A 24,356-nucleotide genomic window follows, 5' to 3' on the forward strand; every position below is an offset into this window, starting at 1 on the left:
AGGGATTGGATGGCAAAGGAAAAGGTTCAGAAGAAGGCAAGGGACAAGTGGCGGGAGAAGGTATGGTTCACGATAATGGCGCCTGACTTCCTGGGCGGGAAGGAGATAGCCATGAGCCCGGCCGAGGACGGGGAGGCCATGGTGTCCAGGAAGGTGGAGGTACCGATATCAGACCTTACGGGCAACTTCAAGAGGGCCAACGCAAAGGCCATCTTCCAGGTCACGGGCTGCCAGGGCTCCAAGTGCTCCACACAGTTCATAGGGCACTACCTCAGCGACGATTACATAAGGAGGATGGTCAGGAGGAGGAAGGAGAGGATAGATATAATTAGGGACTACACGACCTCCGACGGGTCTGTTGTGACGTTCAAGGTCGTGATCGTGACTGACGGCAAGTTAACGAACACCAAGAGGCTCCAGATAAGGCACACCGTTGACGGGATGCTCGAGTCAAAGATCAGGGGGCATGGGCTTCCAGGACACCGTGCGCTACATAATAGGCGAGGACATATACAACGACATCATAGAGAGCACCAAGGACATATACCCCCCCATAAAGAAGGTGGAGCTCAGGAAGACAGAGGTGAAGGGCCAGTCCGTGCAACCGGCACAGGGCGAGCAGCAGCAGGAAGTGGAGACCGAGGCCCCTGCAGGTAGCTGAGAGAACAGGCAGGGAACCGGACCTCTCCCATATGGCCTCAGGGGGGGAGAGGCCATGGCACTTTTTCAAGCGTAGAGTTAATTTTTCATCGCCAGGCCTTTTCAAGTCCCGATACTGATAAGAGGAGTGAGGGGGGGATCGCTGGCCATGGGACCCACGGTGGCCGGATACGGCCAGTTCATAGAGAGGAAGAGCAGCCTTTCCTCGATGGAGATATTCGCCAGGGCCTCATCGGAGGCCATGGGCATGGCGGGCCTGTCCCCCGGGTGACATAGACGGGTTCCTCTTCGCCACAACGCCCGGGTGCGTGGAGCCTCCGGAGAGGATGATGCTAGCGGACCAGGTCGCCGGATACCTCGGCCTGCATGGCCTGGGCTACATGGAGCACCTGGACATAGGTGGCGCGTCATTCAACGCCATGGTTTTCAGGGCAGCGAGGGCTGTGGATGCGGGCCTCGCCAGGAACGTCCTGGTGCTCGGCGGCGGCAAGGGCAGCATGAGGAAGGAGGCGGCACTGGCCGGCCACAGCTACGAGAGGTATTACACCCCCCCAGCGGCCAGGGCAAGGGAATACCTGCCGCTCAGCGACTACGCAATCCTTACCTCACACTATAACACTGTGAATGGAGGTGAGGACAGGGGGGGCAGGGCCATGATAGCGGTGAGGGAGAGGGAGAACGCGAACCTGAACGGTGGGGGGGCCTTCTTCAGGGGGGGCCCACTGGATGCTGATGATATCCTCGAGTCCCCCGTTGTCTCTGACCCACTGCACCTCCTGGAGTGTGCCTCGCCCTCCGACGCGCCTCAGCCTTCATAGTGTCCTCCTCGGCCGGGTCTGACTGTTCCGTCTCGATCCTCTCCTATTCAGAGGCGCATGACCCCAGGCCGCTCTTCGAGAGGCCCGAAATGCTGAAGACGCCGGCACACAGGAGCATACCTTCGGCCATGTCCGCTGCCGGCGTGTCCGCAGGGAAGGTCGACCTCGTGATGCTCTACGACGCCTTCACGACCATGGTCATGCTGGAGGTGGAAGCGGCCGGGCTGGCGGAGAGGGGAAAGGGGTGGAAGTACGCGGAGGAGAACAGCTTCGGGCCGGAGTCGAGCACGCCTATCAACACTAACGGTGGCACGCTGAACACCACACAGCCAGCTTTCATGAGCGGGGGGGGCGTGATACTGCACGAGGCCCTCGAGCAGCTCTGTGGCAGGGCGGGCAGGAGGCAGGTGAAGGGCGCCCAGAGGGCCATGGTGAACGCCATAGGCGGCATCATGAACCACTCCACCACCATAGTGCTGGGGGGGGTGTGAGCCGTGCTGCTGGAGATCGAGGAGAAGTATATGGAGCGGAGCGCTCTGGCCTCCTGCCCTACTGCGTGTGCAACATGTGCGGCCACAGGTTCTTCCTGCCTAGGGCCCACTGCCCAGCCTGCCTCTCCAGCGACGTATCGGTCACTGCGTCTGATGTCACAGGTAAGCTGGTTGCGTTCACGGTCATAAGGAGGGTCTTCAGCGAGCCAGTTGCGGTCGGCATTGCTGACTTCGGTGGCCTCCTGGTGCACGGTAACATGACGACCGCGGAAGGCCTGGCCGTGGGCATGGAGGTCAGGGTCGCCGGCGCATCCACGTCAGGGTCGCCTCTCCTGGCCCCTGCAGGGCGCACTACGTGACGGAGAGCCCACCGTCGATGACGTATGTTTGGCCGGTGATGTATGAAGCGCGGTCTGAGCAGAGGAAGAGGGCCAGGTCCGCGACGTCCCTGGTCGTCGCAAGCCTGCCAAGCGGTGCCCTCCTGGACACCGCCCGCCTGAACTCCTGCGGGTCAATGGAAGACTGCTCAGCGTACCTCCTCACCATGTCAGTCTCGGCCCAGCCTGGAGCTATGGCGTTAGCCCTGACCCCCCCGTAGCGCCCGTACTCCGCAGCAATGGACCTTGTGAGCATGATGAGTGCGGCCTTGGAGGCAGAATAGGGCATGCCGTTGTGCACCGGTATTAACCCGCCCAGAGATGCTATGTTCACTATGGACCCCCCCTGCGCTGGCCCGCCATCTCCCTCAGTGCATGCCTGCACATCAGGAACGCACCGGTGAAGTTCACCCTCATTATCCTGTCAAGGTCAGCCGGTCTATGTCCGCCACCGGGGCTGGCCTCCCGTCTATGCCGGCGTTGTTGATGAGTACATCCACAGACCCGAAGGACTCCCTGGCCAGCCTCACGGCGGATGCGCAGTCCCCCCCGTCCAGGGAGACGTCTGTGCGGAGGAAGATGGCCTCGCCCCCCCGGAGTCCCTTATCATCCTCTCCGTCTCCCTACCCGCCGCCTCGTTGAGTTCGGCAACGACGACCTTCGCGCCCTCGGAGGCGAAGAGCAGTGCTATCTCCCTCCCTATGCCGCTGCCTGCACCTGTCACTATGGCGCTCCTTCCCCCCCTGATCCCTTCCATGGTGTGAGAAGGGCACGGTGGTAGAGAAATGTAACCCTTCCGGGGAAGCAGGGGGGGGAGGAAAAATGGATGGTTTCGGTGATCTTTATATACAGTGTTATGTTGATTATAATATGCCGGAATATAATTATCAGCTAATACTGAAGAATATCTTTCCATCGGCAATGTGGGACCACCCGGACCAGGAGATAGTGTACAGGGAGCTGAGGCGGTACAGACTGGCGCAGTTCTACGACAGGGTGTCAAGGCTGGCATCCGGGCTCTCAAAGATCGGGGTGAGGATGGGTGACAGGGTCGCTGTGCTTGACTGGGACACGGACAGGTACATGGAGGCGTACTACGCGATACCCATGATGGGTGCCGTGCTGCACACGGTCAACATAAGGTACCCGCAGGACCTCATATTCTACACCATGCAGCACGCGGAGGACTCGTTCGTCATACTCAGCGAGGAGTTCCTGCCCGTGATAGAGAGGACATCGAACCTCTTCAGCTTCGTTAGGGGCTGGATCGTCCACTCCGACACGAAGAAGGAGGTGAAGACCTCTCTCCCCCCCAACGTCTACCAGTACGAAGACCTTGTGTCACATTCGGAACCATACGAGTTTCCGGACCTGAGTGAGAACACCACTGCCACGATATTCTACACCTCGGGCACAACGGGCCTGCCGAAGGGTGTGACCTTCACTCACAGGCAGCTGGTGCTTCAGGCCATGGCCAACTCCCTGGTGGGCAACAGGAACCCGCTGCACCTGAACGAAGACGACGTCTACATGAGCCTGGTGCCAATGTTCCATGTGCATTCATGGACAATGCCCTACTTCGTCGTGATCTCGGGCAACAAGTACGTGCTGCCCGGCCGCTTCGACGTGAAGAGGGTCCTCGATCTCATCAAGAATGAGGGCGTGACCTACTCCTTCATGGTCCCGTCGATCCTCTACATGATACTGACGCACCCGGAGGTCGACCAGTACAGGGACTACCTGAGGGGGGGCTGGAAGGTATCGGTCGGTGGCTCGGCCCTCCCCAAGGGGGGGCTCGCTGAGATGGCCTCAAAGTTTGGTATAACCACCATAGGCGGCTACGGCCTATCGGAGACGTGCCCGGTGCTCACCGTTGCGACCTACACCAGGAGTGTTAAGGCAATGAGGGAGGAGGAGCAGATCGAATACAGGATAAGCACGGGGATCCCGCTGCCCCTTGTTAACCTCAGGGTCGTAGATTCCAATGGCAAAGACGTTAAGAGGGACGGTAAGACCATAGGGGGGGAGATAGTTGTCAGGGCCCCGTGGCTCACGAAGGAGTATTACAAGGACCCGGAGAAGACGCAGGCACTGTGGAGGGACGGCTGGCTACACACCGGCGACCTTGCCACCATAGACACGATGGGATACCTGCACATAGTGGACAGGGAGAAGGATGCAATCAAGAGTGGAGGAGAGTTCATACCCTCTCTCCTCCTGGAGGACATAATATCCCTGGCGCCCGGGGGGGTGGGCGAGGTTGCGGTGGTGGGGGGGAAGCACGACGAGAAGTGGGGCGAGAGGCCCGTGGCCTTCGTCACGAAGAAGGGAGACGTGACGGAGAAGTCCATACTGGAGTTCCTGGAGAAGCAGGCATCCGCGGGCAGGATACAGAAGTGGTGGATACCAGACAGCATAGTCTTCGTGGACAGCATGCCCAGGACGAGCACAAACAAGATCGACAAGAAGGAGCTCAGGAAGGTCCTGGAGGCAGGGGGGGTCAGGGGGGGGTGAGGCCCTCACTGCCACCGGATCTCGTGCCTCCGTCGCTGGAAGAGTGCACCCGGATGGCGGATCGGTTCTGGGAGCACCCTGTCACACCCCCATGAGTCCGTCCGTGCCTCCGGCACGCCCCTTGCCCCATACTTTTCCTGTGGTCCCCCCCTGCTGAAGCCGCGCATGTGGCCTGGGTCCCCCCCATGCAACCCGTGCCCTGTTGGACAGGGACATCGGGGCCACCTTCCGGGCCACTGCTGTCAGGTAGTTGCTGTTTCATGGGGTCTGTCTAGAGAGGCCCAGGGGAAAAGGCAAGGGCCGTTACGCACCTCTGCCACCTGTGCCCGTGGGGGCCCTGCAGCATGGCCGGATCGGGGAGAACAGTATGGTCATCCCTGCCGGGAACTCGCGCTACCCGGGTGGGGCAACGGTTCAGTGGGTGTCAGGCCCGTTCAAGCTGTCCCAGAATAGCAGTTCGAACCTGCAGGTTTCCCTGAACACCCCGGCGGCTGTTTTCTGATCTCCCTGCATCCCCTCCACCATTTCCCTGAGGCGCTCAACGTACTCGCAGAATTCCCTTGAAGACCAGTGGGACGAGAGCCTCACAAGTACCGGGTGCTGGGACTTTCCTGAAAGCCACTTCCAGGCCTGGTAGTAGGCCCATTCCTCTGCAAACAGTGCCACAGCCCCCCCGTATACGAAGTCCATGGAGGTGGCCAGGTGGTTCAGGAAGGAGACGTAGGAAACAGTGGCCATTGAAGGCTCACGGCCCAGGTCCACCCCCCCCAGGTCCCTGGAGACCTCCAGGAAGATGGGCACTTCCATTGTGGCGAGGCGGTGCGTGGACTCCAGGAGGAAGTCCAGGTGCCCTTCCGGGGGGGCCCTGCTCGCCAGGGCCAGCATGAACCTGATGGCGCCCCCCCTGACGAAGTGGTAGTCTTCCAGCACCCACGGTCTGAGGGAACCGGGGTCTCCCACGACCTTCACCATGTACGGGTGTGGTACGAACCTGGCCCACACGTCCCTGTTTTCACCGATAAGCCGTTCAGTGTCCACCCTCATATCCGGCCAACACAATAGCGGCGAGGCTTTATACTTTAGTGCCGGGGCCACAGTTTGCACTCCATGGCCCGTGTGGGGGGCCGGAGAGTGCCAGCCGTATGGCAGGGTCCATCAGGATACTCATTGAAGCACCGCAGCCGGGACACAAAGCACGGGCCTGTGACCATCAGAGCATCGCATCACGTTATGGTGGAGGTGTGTCACGGCGGTGCGGTCACGGTGTGACCACCTGCCTGCCAAGCACCTGGCCGCTGTGGAGGGCCTGCAGGCCAGCGTATGCATCGTCCAGGGGCATCCTGGCCGTAACTGGCTTCCTGTAGTCGATCACACCCTTCCTGGCGAGCGCCACCACCTCGTGCTGCTCCGCCAGGGTCCCCCCCACATAGGAGCCGGATATGTTCCTCTCCAGCAGCACCGTGGAACCTGGGGGGGAGATTGTATCCGTCTTCCCGCTGCCCATGAGGCCCACCAGTACGTATATCCCGCCCTTGGCCAGGGCACGTATGTATGTGGATAGCGTGCCGGAACCCACGAGGTCTATGACTGCACGCAGCCCAGACCCGTGGGTCTCGGCCCTGATGCTGGACAGCACGTCGCCGTCGTGGGGGGGCACGATGTGGCTGTCCAGCGGGGGGGTGATACTGGATACGAAGTCGACGGCGCTCTCCTTCATGTCTATGCCGATCAGGTTGGCCTGGGGGCAGAACTTCCTTATGTACTGGGCAGCGTACGCCCCCCCCAGCCCACCGAGGCCTATGACCGCCACGTAGTCGTCCGGGCGGACGTACGGCGCTGCCTTCCTCACCGCCCTGTACGTTGTGAGGCCTCCGCAGGTCAGGGGGGGTGCAGCGGCCGCCAGGTCTGAAATGCCAGATGCATTTATCAGGTACCTGTAGTGGGGGGGTACCAGGTAGTATTCCTGGAAGCCCCCCGTCCGTGTGGATGCCTGGGACAAGGGGGGGGAATCCGAGAGGTTGGTGAGGCCCTCTGCTGTGAACATGTCGTCGTGCTCCCACTGCCACGCGTAGACCAGAACGCCTGTGCCCTCCCTGAAGGCGTCTGGTACCCTTTCCCCCCCTACCCTCTCAACCACGCCCGCGATCTCGTGGGACTGTATGTGCGGGAGCCTCCTGGGGGCCCCCCCGGTCGAGGACCACACGCCCTCCCAGACATGCACGTCGCTGTGGCAAATGCCCGCGCCCACCACCCTTATAAGCACCTGTTCTCCCCCCCTGGGCTCCGGCGTTTCGGCAGTACCGGGGGAGAGGGGGCTTCCTGAACTCTGTCAGGTACACTGCCCTGTGCCTTCCTTCGTCTGGCATGTGCATGAATACGCCTCACTCGTTTGTTAGGTTTACCCTCAATAGGAAGACTGCACACATTCCCCCCCATGCGGGGGGGCCGTCCAGGAGCAGCACGGGGGGGGTTTGAGACCACCGGCCATGGCCGGAATAGAAAACGCAGGAACCCCCGATCGCACCAAGGGAAAGTTTTTTGATGTGGTGTGGGACTGAGGCAGTATGTTCGAGATAAGGGGGGGAAGACCGCTGTGGTTACAGGTTCCGGAAGGGGGGGCATAGGCCGTGACATAGCAGTGCAGCTGGCCAGGCTCGGGGGGGCAAGGGTCGTTGTGAACGTCAAGAAGAGGCAGGAGGACGGAAAGGAGACGCTCAACATGGTGCTGGGCTACAGCGACGGGATCCTGGTACAGGCCGACGTCTCCAGGAGGGACGGGGGGGCCAGGACACTGGTCAGGGAAACACTTGACGCCTTCGGGCAGGTGCACATCCTCGTGAACAACGCAGGGCTCGGCATAGGCGCACCGTTCCTTGATGCGGACGACGCGCTGATAGACAAGATGGTCTCAACCAACCTGATGTCCGCCGTCTACTGCTCGCAGGAGTTCGCCAGGGTCATGCAGCCCGGGGGGGCTGCATAGTCATGATGGCCTCCATGGCGGGCGTGAGGCCAATGTCCATGCTCTCGCTCTACGGCATATCCAAGGCCGCGGTGATAAAGCTGGCGGAGTACCTTGCGCTCGAGCTCGCGCCGAAGAGGATCAGGGTGAACGCCGTGGCGCCCTCGGTCGTGAGGACGAAGATGGGGGGGAGAGCCTGATAGAGTTCCTCGGCCTCGACGATGAAGAATACGGCATGAAGCACACGCTCACGGGAGGATGATAACGGTGGAAGAGGTCACCGATGCTGTGCTGTTCCTGATCCGGTCGGAGAGCATTACAGGCCATACCCTCATGATCGATTCCGGCCAGGCCCTCATGAGCGAGCTGAGCCTCGCCAGGCTGGGGGCCGGCCAGGAGTGATCAGATCTCTCTATCGATACCTGCAGCGAACCTGGCGAGTCTCTTGCTGTCCGTGTAGTCGTAGGACCTGAAGAGCTCCAGGACGCTCGCCTCTATCGATCCCTCCGCGTGGATCATGGCGGCCGTGTAGAGGGCGCCGAACGATGACAGTATCTCCCTGGTCAGGGCGATGAGCCGTGCCCTCTCCATGGGGTCAGAGCCTTCCTGCCCTTCAAGTACTTTGCAACCAGTTCCCCCCAGTTCACCTGAGAAGTCCTGGGATGAAGGCATGGTGGAGGCCAGCCCTCCAGCGACGTCCACAAGCGCCTTAACCATGTCAAGGTAGCCTGTGTTCGCAACCAGCTTGCCGACGTTGGTGAACACCGTGTCGGGTATTGCTATGCCGGTCTCCCTGTCCACCCTGCAGTTCACAGCTGCTGCTATGGCGGTGGCCCTTAGGAGCTCCTTGTACCTTATGGCCTCCACCACATCCCTCCTTATGTGGGACCTGTCGTCCACGCCGTTGTACTCGGCCAGCAGCTTGGCCAGGCCGGTGAACAGGTCACCTATGCCTGCCCTGTATGATATCGCCGTGAACCTGTGGAACGTGGGGAACATGAGGGAGAGCGCGCTGGCGGCCCTCCATTCGCCCGCTAGGAAGACCCTGTCCCAGGGGGGGACAAAGACATCGTCGAATACCGTAAGCGATTCCGTCTCAATGTTCTCCCGGCCCAGTACGAACCAGGGGGGGTCTGTGAGCGCGGCCTCCGCAGCGGGCTCGGGCTTTGCCACCATCTTCAGCCCGGGCGCGTTCGCCGGCACGGCGAAGGCCACAGCATAGTCGGAGTCCTCCTGCGACATGGCCCTGGTGGGCAGCACTATTATCTCGTTCGATACCGGGGCCTGCGTTGTGTGCGACTTCGCACCCCCCCTTACGACTATGCCGTCGCTCCTCCTCTCCACTATCCTCACGTACATGTCAGGGTCTTCCTGCTCGTGGGGGCCTCAGCAGCCTGTCACCCTTCACGTCCGTCTGCGCCACCGCGATTGCGGGGTCCGTGTCTAGGACGTGGGAATAGTACCTCTGGACCCTGCTGCTGTAGTCCGTTCCGGCCTCCCTGTCAACCGCCTTCGATACTATCATGAGGGCGAAGAGCGCGTCGCTGCCTATTGCCTTGATTATGTTGAAGGTACCCCCCCGGCCCATCCTCGTTGTCCTGTAGACGAGTTCGAACCTCTCCATCAGGTCCTGGCTGCTCCTGGGCACGGTGAAGAACCTGCTTACCTCCGTGCTCTCTGTCCTGTGCAACCGTCAGTGCCCTCGTCTCCGGGGGACGCCTGCCACCGGTAGACCAGTGACGCGTGCCTCACAGCGGCTGACAACACCTGGTGCGATGTTATGTCCTCCACCTTCTTCCCCCCCCTGTAGTACACGGAGCGCCCGTCCCTGAGGCTGCTCATGTATTCACTATCGGTCCTGAGCATGGCACATCCATGTTCCCATGGGATCGGACGTTAATAATGGTTGTATGCAGTGCAACGTCCGGGAACCCCCCCCGGTCATGCCTCCCCCCCTGCAGGCCCATGCGTCCCGGCAGGTCCAGCTGCAGTAAAATGTTTGTATTCAAATTCGAATTATAATTGAAAAATGTAGAACGCTAATAATTTTGTTAAGGAAACAATTAAATATATGGAATAACCTGTTTTCTCGGGTGCAAAAGTTGCCAGAGGAGAACAGGTCATGGGTATCGGTCGTGGCGCTCGCCAACACAGGCTTCGGCTTCACACTGTTCCTTGATGGCTTCATATACACGGGCCTGGTGCCGGAGGCCCAGGCACTGGGAATGCTTGTGTTCAGCCTGATATTCATGATAGGCCTTGGCTACTTCATTGCGGGCGTGATCGAACTGAGGCTCGGCATGCACAACACCGGCTATGTGGTTATGGCGTACAGCGTCTTCGGCTTCGTCATAGGGTCGATATACCTTTTCTCGTACGGCCTGAAGCTCTTCTACCCACCGTCGCCAACGGTGATGCTTGCCTTCTGGATCTTCTGGATATTCGTTTCCGCTCTGTCCGGCGTCATACTCAGGCCGCTTGGAAGGATAGTCTCCATTAACCTCTACTGGCTCGCCGTGACCTTCGCCCTCTTCGCGGCTGCCGGCTACGGGAACCCAGTAGTCGAGCTTGTGACCGGAATAGTGGCATTCGCACAGGGGGGGATACTGAACTGGTACATTGTGGCGGGCGTGGTCGTGAACACGACTTACGGAAAGATGCTGGTGCCGATGAGGTAAGTACATAAAATAAATAAATATCATTTTCTCAATGTAAGCGCATGGCCTCCAGGGTATCCGTCATCGGGTTCGGCACCATGGGCTCCGGAATAGCAGAGGTATTCGCACTCAGGGGCATGGACGTACGCGTGTACGAGGTGTCGGACGCTGTCTTCGGACAGAACGTTAAGGCGGTCAGGTCGAGCGTTGAGAGGCTCAGGCAGAGGGGGGGCATAACTGCCGAGGGGGGGCCAGACGACGTCCTGGGCAGGATCAGGAGGGCCGGCAGCATCGAAGAGTGCGTCAGGGACAGCGAGGTTGTGGTCGAAGCGGTCAACGAGGACGCAGCGCTGAAGCGTGATGTATTCAGGAAGGTCTCCATGGCGGCACCAGGTGGTGCAGTCCTCTCCACGAACACGAGCTCCATATCCATAACGTACATACAGAGAGCGGCCGAGAGGCCGGAAAGGGTCGCAGGCCTGCACTGGTTCAACCCCCCCCGGTCCTCATGCGGCTGGTCGAGGTGGTCAGGGGGGGCGACCTCACCTCGGACAGCACTGTCGAAGCATTAGAAGCATTAGGCAGGGAGGTGGGGGGGAAGGAGGTCGTGGTGTGCAGGAGGGACATAAGGGGGGGCTTCATTGGCAACAGGATCATAAGGGCCATGAAGTACCACTGCACTCTCCTGGTGAGGAGTGCAAGGTACACCGTGAGGCAGATCGATGCCTCACTGGTGCACGGCATAGGCATGCCGCTGGGCATATTCGCGCTCACAGATTTCACGGGCGGGCTGGTGCTTGAGAGCCAGGAGAGCAGGACATACGCGGAGATCGTCAGGGAGGTTCCGGGGGTATGAACCTTCCCTGGGGGGGTACCACAGAATGTTCATGCACTACCTCTCCCTGGTTGCACCTATGGTGCAGGAGGGGGGCGGACAGGGTACAGGCAGGGCCGGGGCTTCTATGATTACCCGGGCCCGGGGGGGGTATGGGAGAGGCCTGAACTCCGGCCCGAGGAGGCGGAGGGTGTTGAGGAAGTCCATATCCTGGCTCCGGTCTACAACCAGGCGGAACACATGGTGCGCCACGGGGGGGTCTGCAACGAGGGAGACATCGAGAGGGCGCTCAGGTACGGGTTCAACGTGTCCCGGCCACTGATGCCGTATGTGAGGGAGAGGTTCGGGGGGGAGTGGGCCGTGGAAAGCACCCTCAGGGAGTTCTCTGATACCTACAGTATGGTGCAACCGTTCTACTCGAGGGGGGGTGAGTGGTGATGGATAGCGTACTCTTCTCAAAGGAAGGGCAGCTGGCCAGGATAGTTCTGAACAGGCCAGAGAAGCTCAATGCCATCAGTGTGGAGATGCGGCACGCCATGATGAGGATGCTGGATGAGGCTGAGGGTGACAGTGAGGTCAGGGCCTGTCCATATCTGGGAACGGCAAGGCGTTTTCTGCAGGGGGGGCAGACGTCTCAGACCTGCATGGCATAGCCTCTAAGAAAAGCCTGGAGGAGAGGGAACAGGCCTCCAGGGGGGGCGACACGATCACGGACCTGGGCATGAGGATAAGGTCACTGGACATCCCGGTGATAGCGGAGGTGCACGGCTACTGCCTGGGTGGCGGGTTCGAGCTCGTCCAGTTCTGTGACATGGTCTACTGCACCGAGGACGCTGTGTTCGGGCAGCCAGAGGTAAGGATAGGCATCATACCCGGGGGGGGCGGTGGCACGCAGAACCTCCCGAGGATCGCGGGGGGGCAGAGGGCAGCGAGGGAGATGGTGTTCACCGCCAGGAGGATCGGTGCCCAGGAGGCCCTGCGCCTGGGCGTCGTGAACAGGGTGTTCGGGGGGGGCCAGGATGAGATGCACAGGTACGTCATGGACACTGTGAGCGAAATATCGCAGGCGCCGAGGGTCACCATAGCGTATGCCAAGAGGGCCATGAACGCAACGCTCAGCACGCCCATCCAGGACGGCCTGGCGTTCGAGAGGCACCTGGTCAAGGCGCTCTTCGGGTCTCCGGAGACGGAGAGGCTGATGTCCGCCTTCCTCTCAAGGCAGGGTCACAGGTAGCCGGACCTGCGGCCGAAGATGGCGGTGGACGCGACCTCCAAATCCAGGTCAGGCCTGACAAGGAGGGCCTCCAGGGCGATCACGTCCCTGTAGAACCTCTCCACGCCGGTCTGCTGGAAGTACCCGTAGCCCCCGTGGGCCTGCAGAGCCAGGTCCGTGGCCTCCCTTGATACAGTGAGTGCTGCGTGCTTGAACGCGGCCTGCCTTGCTGGGTCCACTGACCTTATGGTGGGCAGCATATCGGTCAAGAGGGCAACAGTGCCGGAGAGGAGTGCCAGGCGCCCGCCGATCACGCCCAGGTCGCTGAGGCTCTGGCCGAACGCCTTCCTGCTTGACGCGTATTCAACAGCCCTGCCCAGGGCGGCACCGGCCATGCCCAGGGCCATGGCCCCCCCTATCTCGGGGCCCAGGCGTGACAGGAACATGGGCGAGCCACCGCTGTTTCCGAACTCATGTACGGATAGCACCTCCACCACCTCAATGTCACCGGTGCCAAGTGCCCTGAGCCCCCCCAGCGGGACTTTCGTCCCCCCCATGTCCCTGCGCACACCCTCAAGGAGGAATGCCCTCTCCCTGCGTATCGCGATGAATTGCCGGGAACCTGGACCGACGACACCCTGGAGCAGAGAGCCCCCCCGCTCCACGGTGTCCCCCCCGGATGAGGCGTCTATGTGCAGGCCGGGCGGCCGCAAGCCACCAGGGCCGGTCTTCACCCTGTCCCAGGCGCTCTCGAAGAGGGGGGGCAGCATGGAGCAGAGAGCCACTGTCTGGAGGGCAAGGGAAGGGCTACGCGCTGCTGTGTCATGGATCACGTACAGGTAAGCTTCGTCTCCCAGGCCAGGCCCACCAAGCCTCTCTGGCAGGCCGCAGGTCAGGAAGCCCATCTCGGTGAACTGTCTGATGAAGCCCTCCTGGAACCCGGATTCTTCGGATTCCTCCAGGTCCGCCGCGTGCCCATCGAGGAACTCCCTGAGGGAGTTCCTCACCATCTCCACCTCCTCAGATGGCATCGAAGTCGAGACCTCCCCCCCTGAGGACTTCCCTGGCAATGACGAGGTCCTCTATCTCGCTCGTGCCTCCCATATGGGCATTATGCGTGCGTCCCTCAGGAACCTCTCCGCCCTTCCGCTTATGCCCGACTGGCCCAGGTACCGTACGACCTCACTGGACACCTGGACCGCCACCTCGCTGGCGAACTTCTTGGCCATGCTGGAGAGTGCCGGGTTTGCCCTGCCGTCCTGGGCCTCCTCAGCTGCCCTGTACGTTATCGCCCTTGCCAGGGACACCCTGGTGAAGAGGGAGGAGAGCAGTGACATGCCGTGGCCCTTCCTCATGTGCTCCAGGCGGCCACCACGCACCTCTCCGACAAGTATGTCCATGGCCCCCTCGGCTATCCCGAGGGACATTGCGGCCACGTTTATCCTTGACCTGTTGAAGAACTCCATGACATGGTAGAATCCCATGCCCACCTGCCCGAGCACGTTCTCCTCGGGCACCCTGCACCCGTCCAGGACGACCTCCGTGGTAACCGAGGGCCTCACACCCATCTTGCCCCCCCTGAGCCTCGTCGCCTCCAGACCCGCTGTGCCCCCCCTGTCGACTATGAAGAGCGTGAGGCCCCCCCTGTGCCTCTTCTCCTCCACCGATGTCCTGGCCAGGACGATGAGGTAGTCTGCCACGGAACCGTTAGTGATGAACATCTTCCTCCCGTTCAGCACATAGAATCCGCCCTCCTTCCTTGCCTCAGTCCTCACCGATGCAACGTCACTGCCCCCCCCGCCGGCTCCGTGACGGCAAGGGCGGAAATGGCCTCTCCCCCCCTCACTGACCTGTCAAGGTACTCCCTCTTCTGCCGCTCGTTCCCGAACATTGCCACCAGCTCTGAACCGAAGAGGGGCTGCTCCACAGCGGTCAGGCCAAGGCCCGGGTTCACTTTGCAGACCTCCTCAATCACGGCAACCCTTGTCATGACGCTCCCGGTCAGGTAGTGGAGGAGCGGCCTTGCGGCCCTGCGTATTTCCTCCGGGTATGCCCCCCCTTCGTCCTCATAGGCCTCAGTACCTGGGCCTGTGAGCTCACGGAGGGCAAAGGCCCTGGCCTCCTCCCTGGCCCTCAGGATTTCTGGTCCGTTCCACCTGCCCATGTTACCACCCCCCCATCAAGGATCCTGGATGCGACCCCGTGGGACGTCAGACGCTGTGGCTCAGGTTGTCCACACGCCCGCCGTCGACAACGATTACCTGGCCGTTCATGTAGGACGAGGCACCGGAGGCCAGGAAGAGGACAACGCTGGCAATGTCCTCCGGCCTGCCAGTCCTGCGCAGTGTGGTCCTGGAACGGAAGTGTTCCCTCGTGGCCTCAACCTCTTCTTGGCTCCTGCCACCTACGGTCATGTCAGTCTCCACCCAGCCAGGTGCTATGCAGTTGACCCTCACGCCTGTGCCCGAGAGGTCGAAGGCTAGCCTCTTGGTGAACGCGATCACGGCTGCCTTGGTCATGGCGTAGAAAGTTGTCCCCGGCGCAGCCGTGCCTATCCCGGCATTGGAGGCTATGTTCACAACGCAACCTTCGCTTGACCTGAGGTCGTCCAGGAACTCAAGCACTGTGTATACGGGCCCCCATCATGTTGACGCCCACCATCCTCCACATGAGCTTGTCATCGTAGTGCTCCAGGTCCATTGGGTAGAGCACGCCGGCGTTGTTCACCAGTATGCTTACCTTGCCCAAGTCGCGGTGTATCTCCTCCGCCATCCTGTGCACATCTTCCCTCTTCGATACATCAGCGTGGTATGCCCTGCCCCCCCCGACTCTCTCCGCGGTCTCCACGGCACCCTCCCGGTCCCTGCTGTAGTTCACAGCGACCCTTGCCCCAGCTGCGGCCAGCGCCTCGGCCACTGCCCTGCCGATGCCCCTGCCGGAGCCGGTAACCAGGGCGACCCTGCCATCCAGGATACCAGGCATGCCTTTTAATACGTTCACAACTAGATACGGTTTTCCATGCCCCCCCTGGACGCCGTGGGCGTGGGTGCACCGCTCAGACGTGAGACCTGAGCGTTCCGCCATCGACAACTATGAACTCCCCCCCGTTTATGTAAGATGCCGCTGGCGAACACACGAACGCCACTACCCGGGCCACCTCCTCCGGCGTTGCTATCCTGCCCACAGGTATCTCCCTCTCGATGTCCCTGGTTATTGCCTCGACCGGTATGGACAGCCTCTTCGACCGGTACTGGAGGAGCTGGGACTGCCTGTTCGTCATCACGTAGCCCGGCCCGATGCCGTTCACCCTTATTCCCCCCCTGGGCCCGAGCTCGAAGGCCAGGGTCTTTGTGAGGCCTGCTATGGCTGGCCTCATGGCATTGGAGATCGCAAGGTTGGGCAGGAACTCCTTGGACGACCTGGACATCATGTTCACTATGCACGAGCCAGGCCCCCCCATGAGGGGCAAGGATGACCGGACGAGCCGGACAACGCCCATGAAGAGCGAGTTGAACGATGCGACCCACTGCTCGTCGGTTATGTCCAGAAACTGGCCCGCGGGCGGGCCACCGGTGTTCGTGACCAGGATGTCAATGCTCCCGAGCCTTGAGGAGAACTCTGCCACGAGAGAGGATATCGAGGTCGCGTCTCCGGTGTCCACGGTGGCCGGTATCACTTCCACAGAGTGCCTTGAGGATATCTCCGACGCTGCCCTAGTTATGCGTTCCCTGTCCCTCGACGCCACCATGACCGTGCAGCCCTCGGATGCGAGGACGTCCGCAATGGAGAAGCCAATGCCATCGCTGGCGCCTGTGACCAGGGCCTTCTTACCCCTGAGCCCGAGGTCCATGGCCTGCCATTGCTAAGTGGTATTTTACAGGATCTGGGAGGGTGAACGATTGCGATCTCATTAACTGCATTCACTTGTCCCGGGAAGGCCCCCCCGGCAGATGCCAAATTTTATTATCACCCGCAGGCTGTATGACCGATGTCATACACAGCCGAGATCAGCAGGAGGAACCCCGGGCTTTTCATATTCCTCCTTGACCAGTCAAGGTCAATGAGCCACAGGATCGCAGGCGGAAAGAGGTCCAAGGCAGAGGAGGCCACCGATGCCATAAACAGGCAGATCTACGAGCTGGTGAACAGGTGCACTAAGTCCGATGGCATCCGTGATTACTTCGAGGTTGGCATTATAGGCTACGGCTTCAGGAAGGGGGGGGAGGCTGCATCGTTACTGGTCAACAGGAACCTGGTGCCCATATCGGAGATGGACTCCCTGATCCTAAGGATGGAGACCAGGAAGCAGGTGATAGACGGGGAGGAGGTTGACTTCGAGTTCCCCCCCATCTGGTTCGAGCCCGTGGCTGCCAGCGACACGCCCATGGTCAGGGCACTGTCACTAGCGGAGGAGTGGGCCAGCGCCTGGGCATCGGAACACCAGTCCAGCTTCCCACCGGTCATAATAAACATAAGCGACGGCGATTCCACTGACGGCGACCCGGTGCCAGTGGCGGAGAGGATCATGGGCATAAGTACCGATGACGGGAACGCGATGATATGGAACTGCCACCTCTCTGAAACGAAGACCGACCCGGTCTCGTTCCCCCCCTCAGACCCCCCCGGGCAGCTCCCACCTGACAAGTACGCGAGGCAGATGTTCTCCATGTCCTCCCTTATACCGGAGAGCATGGTGGCCATAGCCAGGGAGGAGTACAGGGACGTCAGCGAGGGGGCCAGAGCCTACGTGTTCAACGCGCAGCTGGAGGACCTGATCAAACTGTTGGACATAGGCACCAGGGCCATAACGAACCAAATGAGGTAGATGCAGGCAATACGAGGGAGCGTCCCCCCCAAGGCGGGCAACAGGCCCGAGGAGAACGAGGACGCCTGGGCCTGTGCCGGGGGACAGGGGTATGTTCTCTGTCTCCGACGGGGCCAGCGAGTCCATATTCTCCGGCCTCTGGGCCAGGATACTGGTCGAGAGGGCCGTGTCGCTCAGCCCCCCCAGTTCGTTACGGTGCGTTCCGTGCTGGATGCCATGGTGGACAGGGCCAGGGATGCCTGGTACTCTGGCATTAACTGGGAGGGGGGGCTGAAGTGGAATGTGAAGAACAAGGCGACCAGGGGGTCTCATGCCACGCTCCTGATCGTCCATGTCGGCGAGACCGTTGTGTCCTCCGCTGTGGGCGATTCCTGCCTCTTCATAAGGAAGGGGGGGCAGCAGCTGGTATCGTTCCCGATAAGGCATGTGAATGAGTTCGGCATAACGCCTAGCCTTGTGTGGAGCGGCTACGGGGGGGCGCCGCTGAGGAAGAGGGTGAGCACCAGGAATCCGTGGAAGGTCTTCAGTTACACCGGCCCATATGACGAGGTTCTTCTTGCCACTGACGCCCTCTCGGCCTGGGTCATGTCAGAGGGCGCAGGGGGGGCAATGGAGAGGCTCAGGAGCGAGGAGCCGGAGACGCTGCTGCCGTCCCTCCAGAGGGAGGGCTCGGTTAGGAACGATGACCTCACCTTCATCCTTGTCAGGAGATAGGGCTCACCTGTAGGCTTCCCTGACCTTCTGCGGGCTGCCGCCGGCCCAGTCCGGGTCCTCGTCCAGGAACTTCACCAGGAACTGGGTCAGCTTCTTCACCTTCCCGCCCATGGAGATGAGCCTGGATATGAGTTCGGATTCTCCAGGTGCCGTGAAGTCCCTGGAGGTGAAAAGGAGCCTGTCAGCATCGCCGTCGTTGTAGTCCCATAGACTAGGGTCTTTTGCCACAGCGATGAGGGAGAGGAGGATCACGAGGCTGGAGAAGCCATCGATCCTCTCGTTATATTCGTACCTCCTCCTGGGGGGTGCTGGAAGTTCTCATGGCCCATCTCGGGGGGCCTTCTTGCCCCCCCTGAAGGCAGGCACGTACATGCCGTCGTAGTCTATGAAGTACATCTTTCCATCGGACACAAGGATGTTGTCGCCGGACAGGTCGCCGTGCGCTATGCCGTTCCTCTGGAGGGCATACACCTGGTCTATGAACGTCCTTGCGGCAGATTCCAGCACCCTTGGCTTCCCCCCCAGGTTCTGCTCTATGAACCTGTTCAGGTTGATGCCCTCTATCCATGACATCCTCAGGGCAGGATAGTAAGTTTCGGGCCTGCTCATGACCCTGATGGCCTCCTGGAGGTAGTGGAACTCCACCAGGAAAGGCAGTTCCCTGGAACGCAGGTACCTGCTTACCTCCCTGTACCGCACGTTCAGTTCTCCGCTGGCCCTGGTGAAGCACTTGAGGGCGTAGTACCTGCCGGACACATCGATCTTGAAGACAACGCCGAAGTTCCCGGAGCCGTGGATGTAGCTGCTGTACCTGACATTCGGGTTCTTCACCGGCGTACCGGAACGGAGGTCCTGGTACCTGCTGTTTATAGAGAACCCGGGCTTCTGTATTGCCTGCGCGTACTGCGATGAGGTGGGCCACTGGGTTGGAAGGGGGGGCTTCAGGGGGGGGCTCTTCCTCGGCCTCGGCACTGCCAGGTGCTGCCTCTCCCTTCTCCCTTGCAATGAAGGTGAATGCCCTGTGCCTCTCACTGCCATCCCTGTATGTGATGGATATCTCAACTGCGTACTCCCCAACCTTCCTGGCCACCACGGGGGGGATGTAGAAGACGCCGGGGGGGCCCAGCATCCTCATCTCCCTCTCCCTGGCGGACGTGGGGGGGCCGCTGATCCTTGCAGTTGCCTCCTTTACCTCCCTCCCGGGGGGGGATGCCCTCACAACTATGACGTTCTTCTCGCCCCCCCTCGCCACCTCGTCCTCCCCCCCGTCCACCCTGACGGACCTCTTACCCCCCCCTGTGATGCTTTTCCTCATCAGGAAATCCCTCAGGCCCATTGCCAAAGACCGCAGTGCTTGTAGGTGTAAAGTATACATAATAGTTCTGACCTCCTGTGCACCACCGTATCTGGGCCATGCGGGCAGGCAGCCCTGGCCTCCCATGCTCTTTCGCATACGCACTTGTCCAGGCTGTAGTGTGGGTGTACCCTCCACCCGGTAAATATTCTCAGGAGCAGGCATTCTTTAAAATTGGTGAAGTGCTCGAAAAATTTAATATTATTCTTATCAATTATGATAAGTGGAAGACAGGCAGGAGCGGGGGAAAGCTGGAGCAGATGGTCAGGAACTACCTCATGCTCTACCCGGACATCTACTCCTCACTGAGGAGCGGGATAGTGAACATAAGCAGCCTGGCCAGGGACATACATGACAAGTTCCCAGAGTACAGCATATCATCCATAAGGTACACGCTGAACAAGATATCATCCGAGACTGCTGAGAAGGGCACTTCCAGAGGCTACCTTGAGGAACTCCTCGGCAGGAGCAAGATCACCCTGCAGGACAAGATTGCTGTCGTAACCACATCAAGGCCAATAAACGTCAAGTACCTCTCCGCCACCTACCTCCAGGACTCCATAGTTTACATAGTGGACGAGCTCAGGGTGGGAAAGATAGAGGTGGGCACATCAGGCCAGGTGGAGAGGGACGTGAGTGCAATACATATCCTGTCGCCCAAGGAGATAGAGAGGGTGCCGGGTTTCGTCATGAGGATAACGGAGAGGCTCTTCTCCGCCGGGATAAACATACTGCAGCTCATTTCCTGCTCAAACGAGACCATAATCGTGGTGAGGAGGAGCGACGGCATAAGGGCCTACGAGGCCCTCACCCTCTAGTCGAACCTCCTGATCCTGGCGTTCTCCATCAGGTCGCTGAGGGCCTGGAATGCCCTGGGGGCCTGCGATGCTTTCAGTAGGACCAGGGTGTCGGTGTAGCTGTTCGTCGCCTCCTCTATGTTCACGCCTGCCATGGCAAGCTTCTCGTACAGGTATGCGAGGAAACCCTCTGTTTCGATGAGCTCCTCGGGCCCCCCCCTTATGACTATGAGCGACAGATCCTCTGCAATGTGTACCGCTTTCCTCTCCAGGTCCTTCCTGAACTCCCCGATGACCTGAGCCTCCGCTATGACCGTGACGTAGTTTGGGCTCGTTGTTACGTATATGTTGTATATCTTGTTCCCCGAGAGGATGTCTCCGAGTATCTGGAGGCACTCTCCGTGCCCAGGACTACCTTCACCACACCGCCGTAGAGCGATAGGTTGGAGTGTGCCAGGACGTTCATTATCCTGTTCTCGGCCCTGGGCAGGGAGGCCCTCTTCCTCTTGAGCGCGGAGAGGATGGCCTGCTCGGTCACCTCCGAGTTCAGCCTGTCCCTGACGATTGGCCTTATCATCCTGGCCACCTGGCTGAGGTTCGCGTAGCCCCCCCTCTTGAGCGCGTTCGCTAGGAATATGTCGTTTTCGACCACCTCACTGACCATGGACTGTACGCTCCGCTCCCTGGCCTGATCCGTCATGCTGTGACCGATATTGGTCAAAAACTATTTATACTGAGCGGTCATACATCGACACTCATTGACAGGGTGTTGGAATGAAGACGGAGTGCAGCATGTGCGGTGGTTTAATCGAGGTACCGGATGACTGCTTGAAGGGCGAGCTTGTGAGCTGCCCAGACTGCGGCACTGACTATGAGGTCGTGGGCGTGGGCGGCGGGCAGGTCACGCTGCAGGCCGCGGAGGACGTTAAGGAAGACTGGGAGAATAAAATCAGAATTATTTGTAATTAATCCGAGAGAATTGATATTTTTGACAACTATCTTTTCAGAGTGATAGAAATGGTGAGCGTTGGAGTTGTAGGTGCCTCTGGCTACGTTGGCGGAGAGATACTCAGGCTCCTCCTGCAGCACGGAGGGGGGGTCGACGTAACCCTCGCCACCAGCAGGACCATGAAGGGAGAATACGTTTTCAAGGCCCACCCTAACCTCAAGGGCTTCACGGAGCTCAAGTTCACAGACGATGACCCGGTGACCGCGGCATCAAAGGTGGACCTACTCTTCCTCTCCGTGCCACACGGCTCTTCCGTGAAGGTCACGCCGGAGATAGTGGAGATGGGCACCAGGCTCATAGACATGACCGGCGACTTCAGGCTCAAAGATCCGTCCCTCTACCCCCCCATCTGGTACGGGTTCGAGCACCCTGCACCCGACCTCCTGCCGAGGTTCGTCTACGGGCTCCCTGAGACCCACAGGGAGGAGATAAGGAATGCCAGGTTTGTGGCCAACCCTGGCTGCATAGCATCCTCCACCATATACTCCCTCCTGCCCTTCGCCAGGTCGGGCATGATCAACGACGTCACTGTCGTCGACGCGAAGACAGGGTCGTCGGCCTCAGGGAATGCGGCGAACAGGGCTTCGGTGTACTCGGAACGTTACAACTCCATCAGCCATACAGGGCTGCAGGCCACAGGCACACGGCGGAGATCGAGCAGGAACTCTCGCAGCACGCGGGGGGGAGGAAGGTGAAGGTGGCCCTCTCCGCGCACGCGGTGAACATGGTGAGGGGGGGCATACAGACCACATCTTCTGTCTTCACGGACAGGGAGGTGGCAGAGGTGGACGTGTGGAAGATCATGAGGCAGACCTACCGCGGGGGGGAGCCCTTCGTACGCTTCATCAGGGACAGGGACGGAGTATACAGGCTCCCAGACCCCAAGATCACGGTGGGCTCAAACTTCGTGGACATAGGCTTCGAGATAGACAGGCACACGGGCAGGGTTGTCGTCATATCGACAATAGACAACCTTATCAAGGGAGCTGCAGGGAACTCGGTGCACTCCATGAACCTGATGCTGGGCTTCCCCGAGACACAGGGGGGGCTGAGCACGATCCCGCTTCATCCGGCCTGATTGATATGATAGTGGTGAAACTGGGTGGGAGCCTCCTTTCCTCGGAGGCCTGGAAGCAGGTGGTGAGGGAGGCAGCCTCCATGGGAACAGTCATACTGGTGCACGGAGGGGGGGCCACAGGGTTAACAGCCTGGGCCAGAGGTACGGCGTGGAGCAGAAGTTCGTAACTTCTCCTGAGGGCTACAGGAGCAGGTACACCGACTGGGAGACCATGGAGTTCTTCAGCATGGTCATGCGTGGTCTGGTTGCAATGGACATCCTCAGGGAGATGCGCGCCTGCGGCAGGGACGCATATCCTCACTGGCCTGGACATGGGCCTCATAAGGGGGGGAGAGAGGAAGAAGAGGCTAGTCGTGCTGAACGAGAGGGGGGGCGCAGGATGGTGATAGACGGGGGGGGTTCACGGGGGAGGCCAACGCACCTGCGGGCAGACGTCCTCACCGGGATAATGTCGTCAGGTGCGGTGCCTGTGATCGCGCCGATAATATGTGGGGAGGAGAACGAGCCGCTGAACGTTGACGGAGACAGACTCGCCGCTTTCATAGCGTCCAGGATGCGTGCGGACGCTCTTGTCCTCCTTACGAACGTGCCTGGCGTTGTTCTGGACGGCCAGGTGCTGAACAAAATCGACAGGTCGAACTACGATGCGGTGCTCCAGAGGGTCGGGAACGGCATGGACAAGAAGCTCATGGCGGCCAGGGAGGCAGTCGAGGGGGGGGTGCCAGATTGGCTGTGATCGCGCAGGGGGGGAGCTCTGAGAATGCCATCTCCAGGGCCATATCTGGGGCATCGGGGACGGTGGTCACATGGACGTGAGGGAAACGGAAGAGGAGCTGATGGTCCATTCATACCAGAGGTTCGGGCTCGTCATCTCCAGGGGCAGCGGTGACAGGCTCTACGATCCATCTGGAAAGGAGTATGTGGACCTGATGAGCGGCTACGGGGGGGTGGCAATACTTGGCCACGGCAACAGGGGGGGTCCTCGAGGCCCTGGAGAGGCAGTTCATGGAGATGGACATAGCCCACGCCTCTCTCTACACGCCGGCGAGGGCGCAGTTCCTCAGGGAGTTCTCGTCCATCCTGCCATGGAAGTCATCCATGACTTACCTGGGGAACAGCGGCACCGAGGCTGTGGAGGCCGCGATGAAGGTCGCCTTCAAGTACACGAAGAGGAGGAAGTTCATCGCAATGGAGAGGTCATACCACGGGAAGACTATGGGCTCTGTATCCCTGACACACTCGCAGAAGTACAGGAAGTCCTTTAGCGGGCTCCTGTACCCGGAAGTCACGTTCGTGCCATTCGGGGACGCGGAGGCCCTGCGCAGGGTCCCGGACCTGGACAGCTACGCCGCTGTGTTTGTGGAGCCAGTGCAGGGAGAGGGCGGCGTGAACATACCTCCAGGGGAGTACCTGAAGGAGGTAAGGGAGGTATGCGATGACAACGGCATCCTCATGGTGACGGATGAGGTCCAGTCAGGCATGGGCAGGACTGGCAAGTGGTGGGCGCACCAGCACTTCGGCATCGTCCCGGACATCCTGACTGCGGGAAAGGGCATAGGCGGCGGCATACCCATGTCCGCAACATCCGGCAGGAAGGAGTTCATGGAGGTGCTCGAGGTTGGGGGGGAGCAGTCGTCCACCACGGGCGGCAACCCGCTTGCCTGCGCTGCGGGCACAGAGGTCATAAGGCAGCTGAAGGGCGGGTTGCTTGAGCGCGTTGACAGCATTGGGAGGGTACTCAGGGATTCGCTCACGGAAACCGTGGGTGACCACAGGCTCGTAAAAGAGGTCAGGGGCATGGGCCTCATGAACGCCGTGGAGCTCAGAATACGCTTCCTTCCGGTCCTCATGTCCATGATAGACGGGGGGGGTGCAATACCCCTCTACTCCGGGATAAACACAATCAGGCTTCTGCCGCCATATGTGATAACAAGGGAGTCCGTAGAGATCGCAGCTTCCGCCATGGAGGGCGCGCTGGAGAGGCAGGTGGCCAGTGCAAGGGAGGGTGGCGCGTGACGCAGGTGTCAATAGTCTACGACCTTGTCAGGTGGG

Annotated in this window: 29 protein-coding genes and 6 pseudogenes; 18 read left to right on the forward strand and 17 right to left on the reverse strand. The window is 60.4% G+C overall.

What is annotated here, in order from left to right:
* The first annotated feature begins 9 nt into the window (after positions 1 to 9).
* The 3 genes and pseudogenes from JCM13583_RS05280 to JCM13583_RS05290 all read left to right on the forward strand — a co-directional run bounded on the left by JCM13583_RS05280 (position 10) and on the right by JCM13583_RS05290 (position 2,328).
* Positions 10 to 661: pseudogene (locus JCM13583_RS05280) on the forward strand (30S ribosomal protein S3ae).
* 147 nt (positions 662 to 808) lie between these two features.
* A pseudogene (locus tag JCM13583_RS05285) lies at positions 809 to 1,969 on the forward strand (thiolase family protein).
* Positions 1,966 to 2,328 (forward strand): OB-fold domain-containing protein, encoded by a 363-nt coding sequence (locus tag JCM13583_RS05290; RefSeq protein ID WP_075056961.1) that lies wholly within the window; start codon positions 1,966 to 1,968, stop codon positions 2,326 to 2,328. Before JCM13583_RS05285 ends, JCM13583_RS05290 begins: the two are co-directional and overlap by 4 nt.
* Here the strand turns inward: JCM13583_RS05290 and JCM13583_RS12265 are convergent.
* From JCM13583_RS12265 to JCM13583_RS13865, 3 genes are all read right to left on the reverse strand, one after another.
* A complete protein-coding gene (locus JCM13583_RS12265; protein ID WP_171823451.1) occupies positions 2,321 to 2,680 on the reverse strand; it encodes an SDR family oxidoreductase in 360 nt (119 codons plus the stop codon). The two genes, JCM13583_RS05290 and JCM13583_RS12265, sit on opposite strands and share 8 nt — an antisense overlap.
* 82 nt (positions 2,681 to 2,762) lie before the next feature.
* Entirely contained in the window at positions 2,763 to 2,927 is a 165-nt protein-coding gene (locus JCM13583_RS12270) for an SDR family NAD(P)-dependent oxidoreductase (protein ID WP_162509446.1), read from the reverse strand.
* Positions 2,873 to 3,103 (reverse strand): SDR family NAD(P)-dependent oxidoreductase, encoded by a 231-nt coding sequence (locus JCM13583_RS13865; RefSeq protein WP_171823452.1) that lies wholly within the window; start codon positions 3,101 to 3,103, stop codon positions 2,873 to 2,875. Before JCM13583_RS13865 ends, JCM13583_RS12270 begins: the two co-directional genes overlap by 55 nt.
* Positions 3,104 to 3,216: 113 nt before the next feature.
* Here JCM13583_RS13865 and JCM13583_RS05300 point away from each other — a divergent pair, with 113 nt between their 5' ends.
* Positions 3,217 to 4,860: a fatty acid--CoA ligase gene (locus JCM13583_RS05300; protein WP_075056962.1), complete on the forward strand. Its 1,644-nt coding sequence runs from the start codon at positions 3,217 to 3,219 to the stop codon at positions 4,858 to 4,860.
* 414 nt (positions 4,861 to 5,274) lie between these two features.
* Here the strand turns inward: JCM13583_RS05300 and JCM13583_RS05305 are convergent, their stop codons facing one another.
* Positions 5,275 to 5,898, reverse strand: coding sequence for a hypothetical protein (locus JCM13583_RS05305; RefSeq protein ID WP_171823453.1), 624 nt, complete (start codon positions 5,896 to 5,898; stop codon positions 5,275 to 5,277).
* 220 nt (positions 5,899 to 6,118) lie between these two features.
* Complete coding sequence (locus JCM13583_RS05310; RefSeq protein ID WP_075056964.1) at positions 6,119 to 7,123, reverse strand: alcohol dehydrogenase catalytic domain-containing protein; 1,005 nt, start codon at positions 7,121 to 7,123, stop codon at positions 6,119 to 6,121.
* 291 nt (positions 7,124 to 7,414) lie between these two features.
* Here JCM13583_RS05310 and JCM13583_RS05315 point away from each other — a divergent pair.
* Positions 7,415 to 8,224 (forward strand): annotated as a pseudogene (locus tag JCM13583_RS05315) (SDR family oxidoreductase).
* Here the strand turns inward: JCM13583_RS05315 and JCM13583_RS05320 are convergent.
* Positions 8,225 to 9,688, reverse strand: a pseudogene (locus JCM13583_RS05320) (4-hydroxybutyryl-CoA dehydratase).
* A 227-nt stretch (positions 9,689 to 9,915) separates the two neighbouring features.
* On the opposite strand from JCM13583_RS05320, the gene JCM13583_RS05325 reads away from it, so the two are divergent.
* From JCM13583_RS05325 to JCM13583_RS05335, 3 genes are read left to right on the forward strand one after another with little or no spacing between them, the layout of a single operon-like run.
* Positions 9,916 to 10,500, forward strand: coding sequence for a hypothetical protein (locus tag JCM13583_RS05325; protein ID WP_075056965.1), 585 nt, complete (start codon positions 9,916 to 9,918; stop codon positions 10,498 to 10,500).
* Between the two features lie 41 nt (positions 10,501 to 10,541).
* Positions 10,542 to 11,051: a hypothetical protein gene (locus tag JCM13583_RS05330; RefSeq protein WP_075056966.1), complete on the forward strand. Its 510-nt coding sequence runs from the start codon at positions 10,542 to 10,544 to the stop codon at positions 11,049 to 11,051.
* Between the two features lie 17 nt (positions 11,052 to 11,068).
* On the forward strand, positions 11,069 to 11,335 hold the full coding sequence (locus tag JCM13583_RS05335; RefSeq protein WP_171823454.1) for a hypothetical protein: 267 nt from the start codon (positions 11,069 to 11,071) through the stop codon (positions 11,333 to 11,335).
* Positions 11,336 to 11,371: 36 nt separating this feature from the next.
* Here JCM13583_RS05335 and JCM13583_RS13870 read toward each other — a convergent pair whose 3' ends face one another.
* Entirely contained in the window at positions 11,372 to 11,521 is a 150-nt protein-coding gene (locus JCM13583_RS13870; protein ID WP_171823455.1) for a hypothetical protein, read from the reverse strand.
* Positions 11,522 to 11,554: 33 nt separating this feature from the next.
* On the opposite strand from JCM13583_RS13870, the gene JCM13583_RS05345 reads away from it, so the two are divergent.
* Positions 11,555 to 11,752: a hypothetical protein gene (locus JCM13583_RS05345; RefSeq protein ID WP_075056969.1), complete on the forward strand. Its 198-nt coding sequence runs from the start codon at positions 11,555 to 11,557 to the stop codon at positions 11,750 to 11,752.
* A pseudogene (locus JCM13583_RS05350) lies at positions 11,752 to 12,548 on the forward strand (enoyl-CoA hydratase/isomerase family protein). The gene JCM13583_RS05345 and the pseudogene JCM13583_RS05350 overlap by 1 nt, the downstream one beginning before the upstream one ends.
* Here the strand turns inward: JCM13583_RS05350 and JCM13583_RS05355 are convergent.
* The 6 genes from JCM13583_RS05355 to JCM13583_RS05370 form a co-directional block, all read right to left on the reverse strand.
* The gene (locus JCM13583_RS05355) at positions 12,539 to 13,558 is read right to left on the reverse strand and encodes an acyl-CoA/acyl-ACP dehydrogenase (protein ID WP_075056970.1); all 1,020 of its coding nucleotides are present in this window, start codon (positions 13,556 to 13,558) and stop codon (positions 12,539 to 12,541) included. The pseudogene JCM13583_RS05350 and the gene JCM13583_RS05355 sit on opposite strands and share 10 nt — an antisense overlap.
* Before the next feature lie 51 nt (positions 13,559 to 13,609).
* Positions 13,610 to 14,302: an acyl-CoA dehydrogenase gene (locus tag JCM13583_RS12280; protein ID WP_162509448.1), complete on the reverse strand. Its 693-nt coding sequence runs from the start codon at positions 14,300 to 14,302 to the stop codon at positions 13,610 to 13,612.
* Positions 14,299 to 14,691 (reverse strand): acyl-CoA dehydrogenase family protein, encoded by a 393-nt coding sequence (locus tag JCM13583_RS12285; RefSeq protein WP_162509449.1) that lies wholly within the window; start codon positions 14,689 to 14,691, stop codon positions 14,299 to 14,301. Before JCM13583_RS12285 ends, JCM13583_RS12280 begins: the two co-directional genes overlap by 4 nt.
* A 46-nt stretch (positions 14,692 to 14,737) precedes the next feature.
* Positions 14,738 to 15,151 (reverse strand): SDR family oxidoreductase, encoded by a 414-nt coding sequence (locus JCM13583_RS12290; RefSeq protein ID WP_162509450.1) that lies wholly within the window; start codon positions 15,149 to 15,151, stop codon positions 14,738 to 14,740.
* Positions 15,144 to 15,509 (reverse strand): SDR family NAD(P)-dependent oxidoreductase, encoded by a 366-nt coding sequence (locus JCM13583_RS12295; RefSeq protein ID WP_162509451.1) that lies wholly within the window; start codon positions 15,507 to 15,509, stop codon positions 15,144 to 15,146. Before JCM13583_RS12295 ends, JCM13583_RS12290 begins: the two co-directional genes overlap by 8 nt.
* Positions 15,510 to 15,582: 73 nt before the next feature.
* A complete protein-coding gene (locus JCM13583_RS05370) occupies positions 15,583 to 16,377 on the reverse strand; it encodes an SDR family oxidoreductase (protein ID WP_075056971.1) in 795 nt (264 codons plus the stop codon).
* A gap of 138 nt (positions 16,378 to 16,515) precedes the next feature.
* Here JCM13583_RS05370 and JCM13583_RS05375 point away from each other — a divergent pair, with 138 nt between their 5' ends.
* Together JCM13583_RS05375 and JCM13583_RS13875 are read left to right on the forward strand one after the other, a co-directional pair.
* Positions 16,516 to 17,352, forward strand: a complete 837-nt coding sequence (locus JCM13583_RS05375; RefSeq protein WP_075056972.1) for a VWA domain-containing protein — start codon at positions 16,516 to 16,518, stop codon at positions 17,350 to 17,352.
* Positions 17,353 to 18,066 (forward strand): hypothetical protein, encoded by a 714-nt coding sequence (locus JCM13583_RS13875; RefSeq protein ID WP_171823456.1) that lies wholly within the window; start codon positions 17,353 to 17,355, stop codon positions 18,064 to 18,066. It begins immediately after the preceding gene.
* 3 nt (positions 18,067 to 18,069) lie between these two features.
* Here the strand turns inward: JCM13583_RS13875 and JCM13583_RS05385 are convergent, their stop codons facing one another.
* Positions 18,070 to 18,318 (reverse strand): hypothetical protein, encoded by a 249-nt coding sequence (locus tag JCM13583_RS05385; RefSeq protein ID WP_075056974.1) that lies wholly within the window; start codon positions 18,316 to 18,318, stop codon positions 18,070 to 18,072.
* A gap of 66 nt (positions 18,319 to 18,384) precedes the next feature.
* Positions 18,385 to 19,038, reverse strand: a complete 654-nt coding sequence (locus JCM13583_RS05390; protein WP_171823457.1) for a phosphotransferase — start codon at positions 19,036 to 19,038, stop codon at positions 18,385 to 18,387.
* 642 nt (positions 19,039 to 19,680) lie between these two features.
* Between JCM13583_RS05390 and JCM13583_RS05395 the strand changes: the two genes are divergently transcribed.
* The gene (locus JCM13583_RS05395) at positions 19,681 to 20,238 is read left to right on the forward strand and encodes a hypothetical protein (protein ID WP_075056976.1); all 558 of its coding nucleotides are present in this window, start codon (positions 19,681 to 19,683) and stop codon (positions 20,236 to 20,238) included.
* Here the strand turns inward: JCM13583_RS05395 and JCM13583_RS13880 are convergent.
* On the reverse strand, positions 20,235 to 20,372 hold the full coding sequence (locus tag JCM13583_RS13880) for a hypothetical protein (protein WP_171823458.1): 138 nt from the start codon (positions 20,370 to 20,372) through the stop codon (positions 20,235 to 20,237). The two genes, JCM13583_RS05395 and JCM13583_RS13880, sit on opposite strands and share 4 nt — an antisense overlap.
* Here JCM13583_RS13880 and JCM13583_RS13885 point away from each other — a divergent pair.
* On the forward strand, positions 20,371 to 20,517 hold the full coding sequence (locus tag JCM13583_RS13885; RefSeq protein WP_171823459.1) for a hypothetical protein: 147 nt from the start codon (positions 20,371 to 20,373) through the stop codon (positions 20,515 to 20,517). The genes JCM13583_RS13880 and JCM13583_RS13885 overlap by 2 nt on opposite strands.
* A gap of 37 nt (positions 20,518 to 20,554) precedes the next feature.
* Here JCM13583_RS13885 and JCM13583_RS05400 read toward each other — a convergent pair whose 3' ends face one another.
* Complete coding sequence (locus tag JCM13583_RS05400; RefSeq protein WP_162509455.1) at positions 20,555 to 20,917, reverse strand: hypothetical protein; 363 nt, start codon at positions 20,915 to 20,917, stop codon at positions 20,555 to 20,557.
* A gap of 74 nt (positions 20,918 to 20,991) precedes the next feature.
* Between JCM13583_RS05400 and JCM13583_RS05405 the strand changes: the two genes are divergently transcribed.
* From JCM13583_RS05405 to JCM13583_RS05420, 4 genes and pseudogenes are all read left to right on the forward strand, one after another.
* Positions 20,992 to 21,186 (forward strand): hypothetical protein, encoded by a 195-nt coding sequence (locus JCM13583_RS05405; RefSeq protein WP_075056978.1) that lies wholly within the window; start codon positions 20,992 to 20,994, stop codon positions 21,184 to 21,186.
* Between the two features lie 51 nt (positions 21,187 to 21,237).
* Positions 21,238 to 22,304 (forward strand): annotated as a pseudogene (locus JCM13583_RS05410) (N-acetyl-gamma-glutamyl-phosphate reductase).
* Between the two features lie 148 nt (positions 22,305 to 22,452).
* On the forward strand, positions 22,453 to 23,040 hold the full coding sequence (locus JCM13583_RS05415) for a hypothetical protein (RefSeq protein ID WP_075056979.1): 588 nt from the start codon (positions 22,453 to 22,455) through the stop codon (positions 23,038 to 23,040).
* A gap of 221 nt (positions 23,041 to 23,261) precedes the next feature.
* Entirely contained in the window at positions 23,262 to 24,320 is a 1,059-nt protein-coding gene (locus tag JCM13583_RS05420) for an aminotransferase class III-fold pyridoxal phosphate-dependent enzyme (RefSeq protein WP_171823460.1), read from the forward strand.
* Positions 24,321 to 24,356: the final 36 nt, after the last annotated feature.

Origin of the sequence: Thermogymnomonas acidicola JCM 13583, from assembly GCF_001316105.1 — an archaeon.
Lineage (GTDB): Archaea > Thermoplasmatota > Thermoplasmata > Thermoplasmatales > Thermoplasmataceae > Thermogymnomonas > Thermogymnomonas acidicola.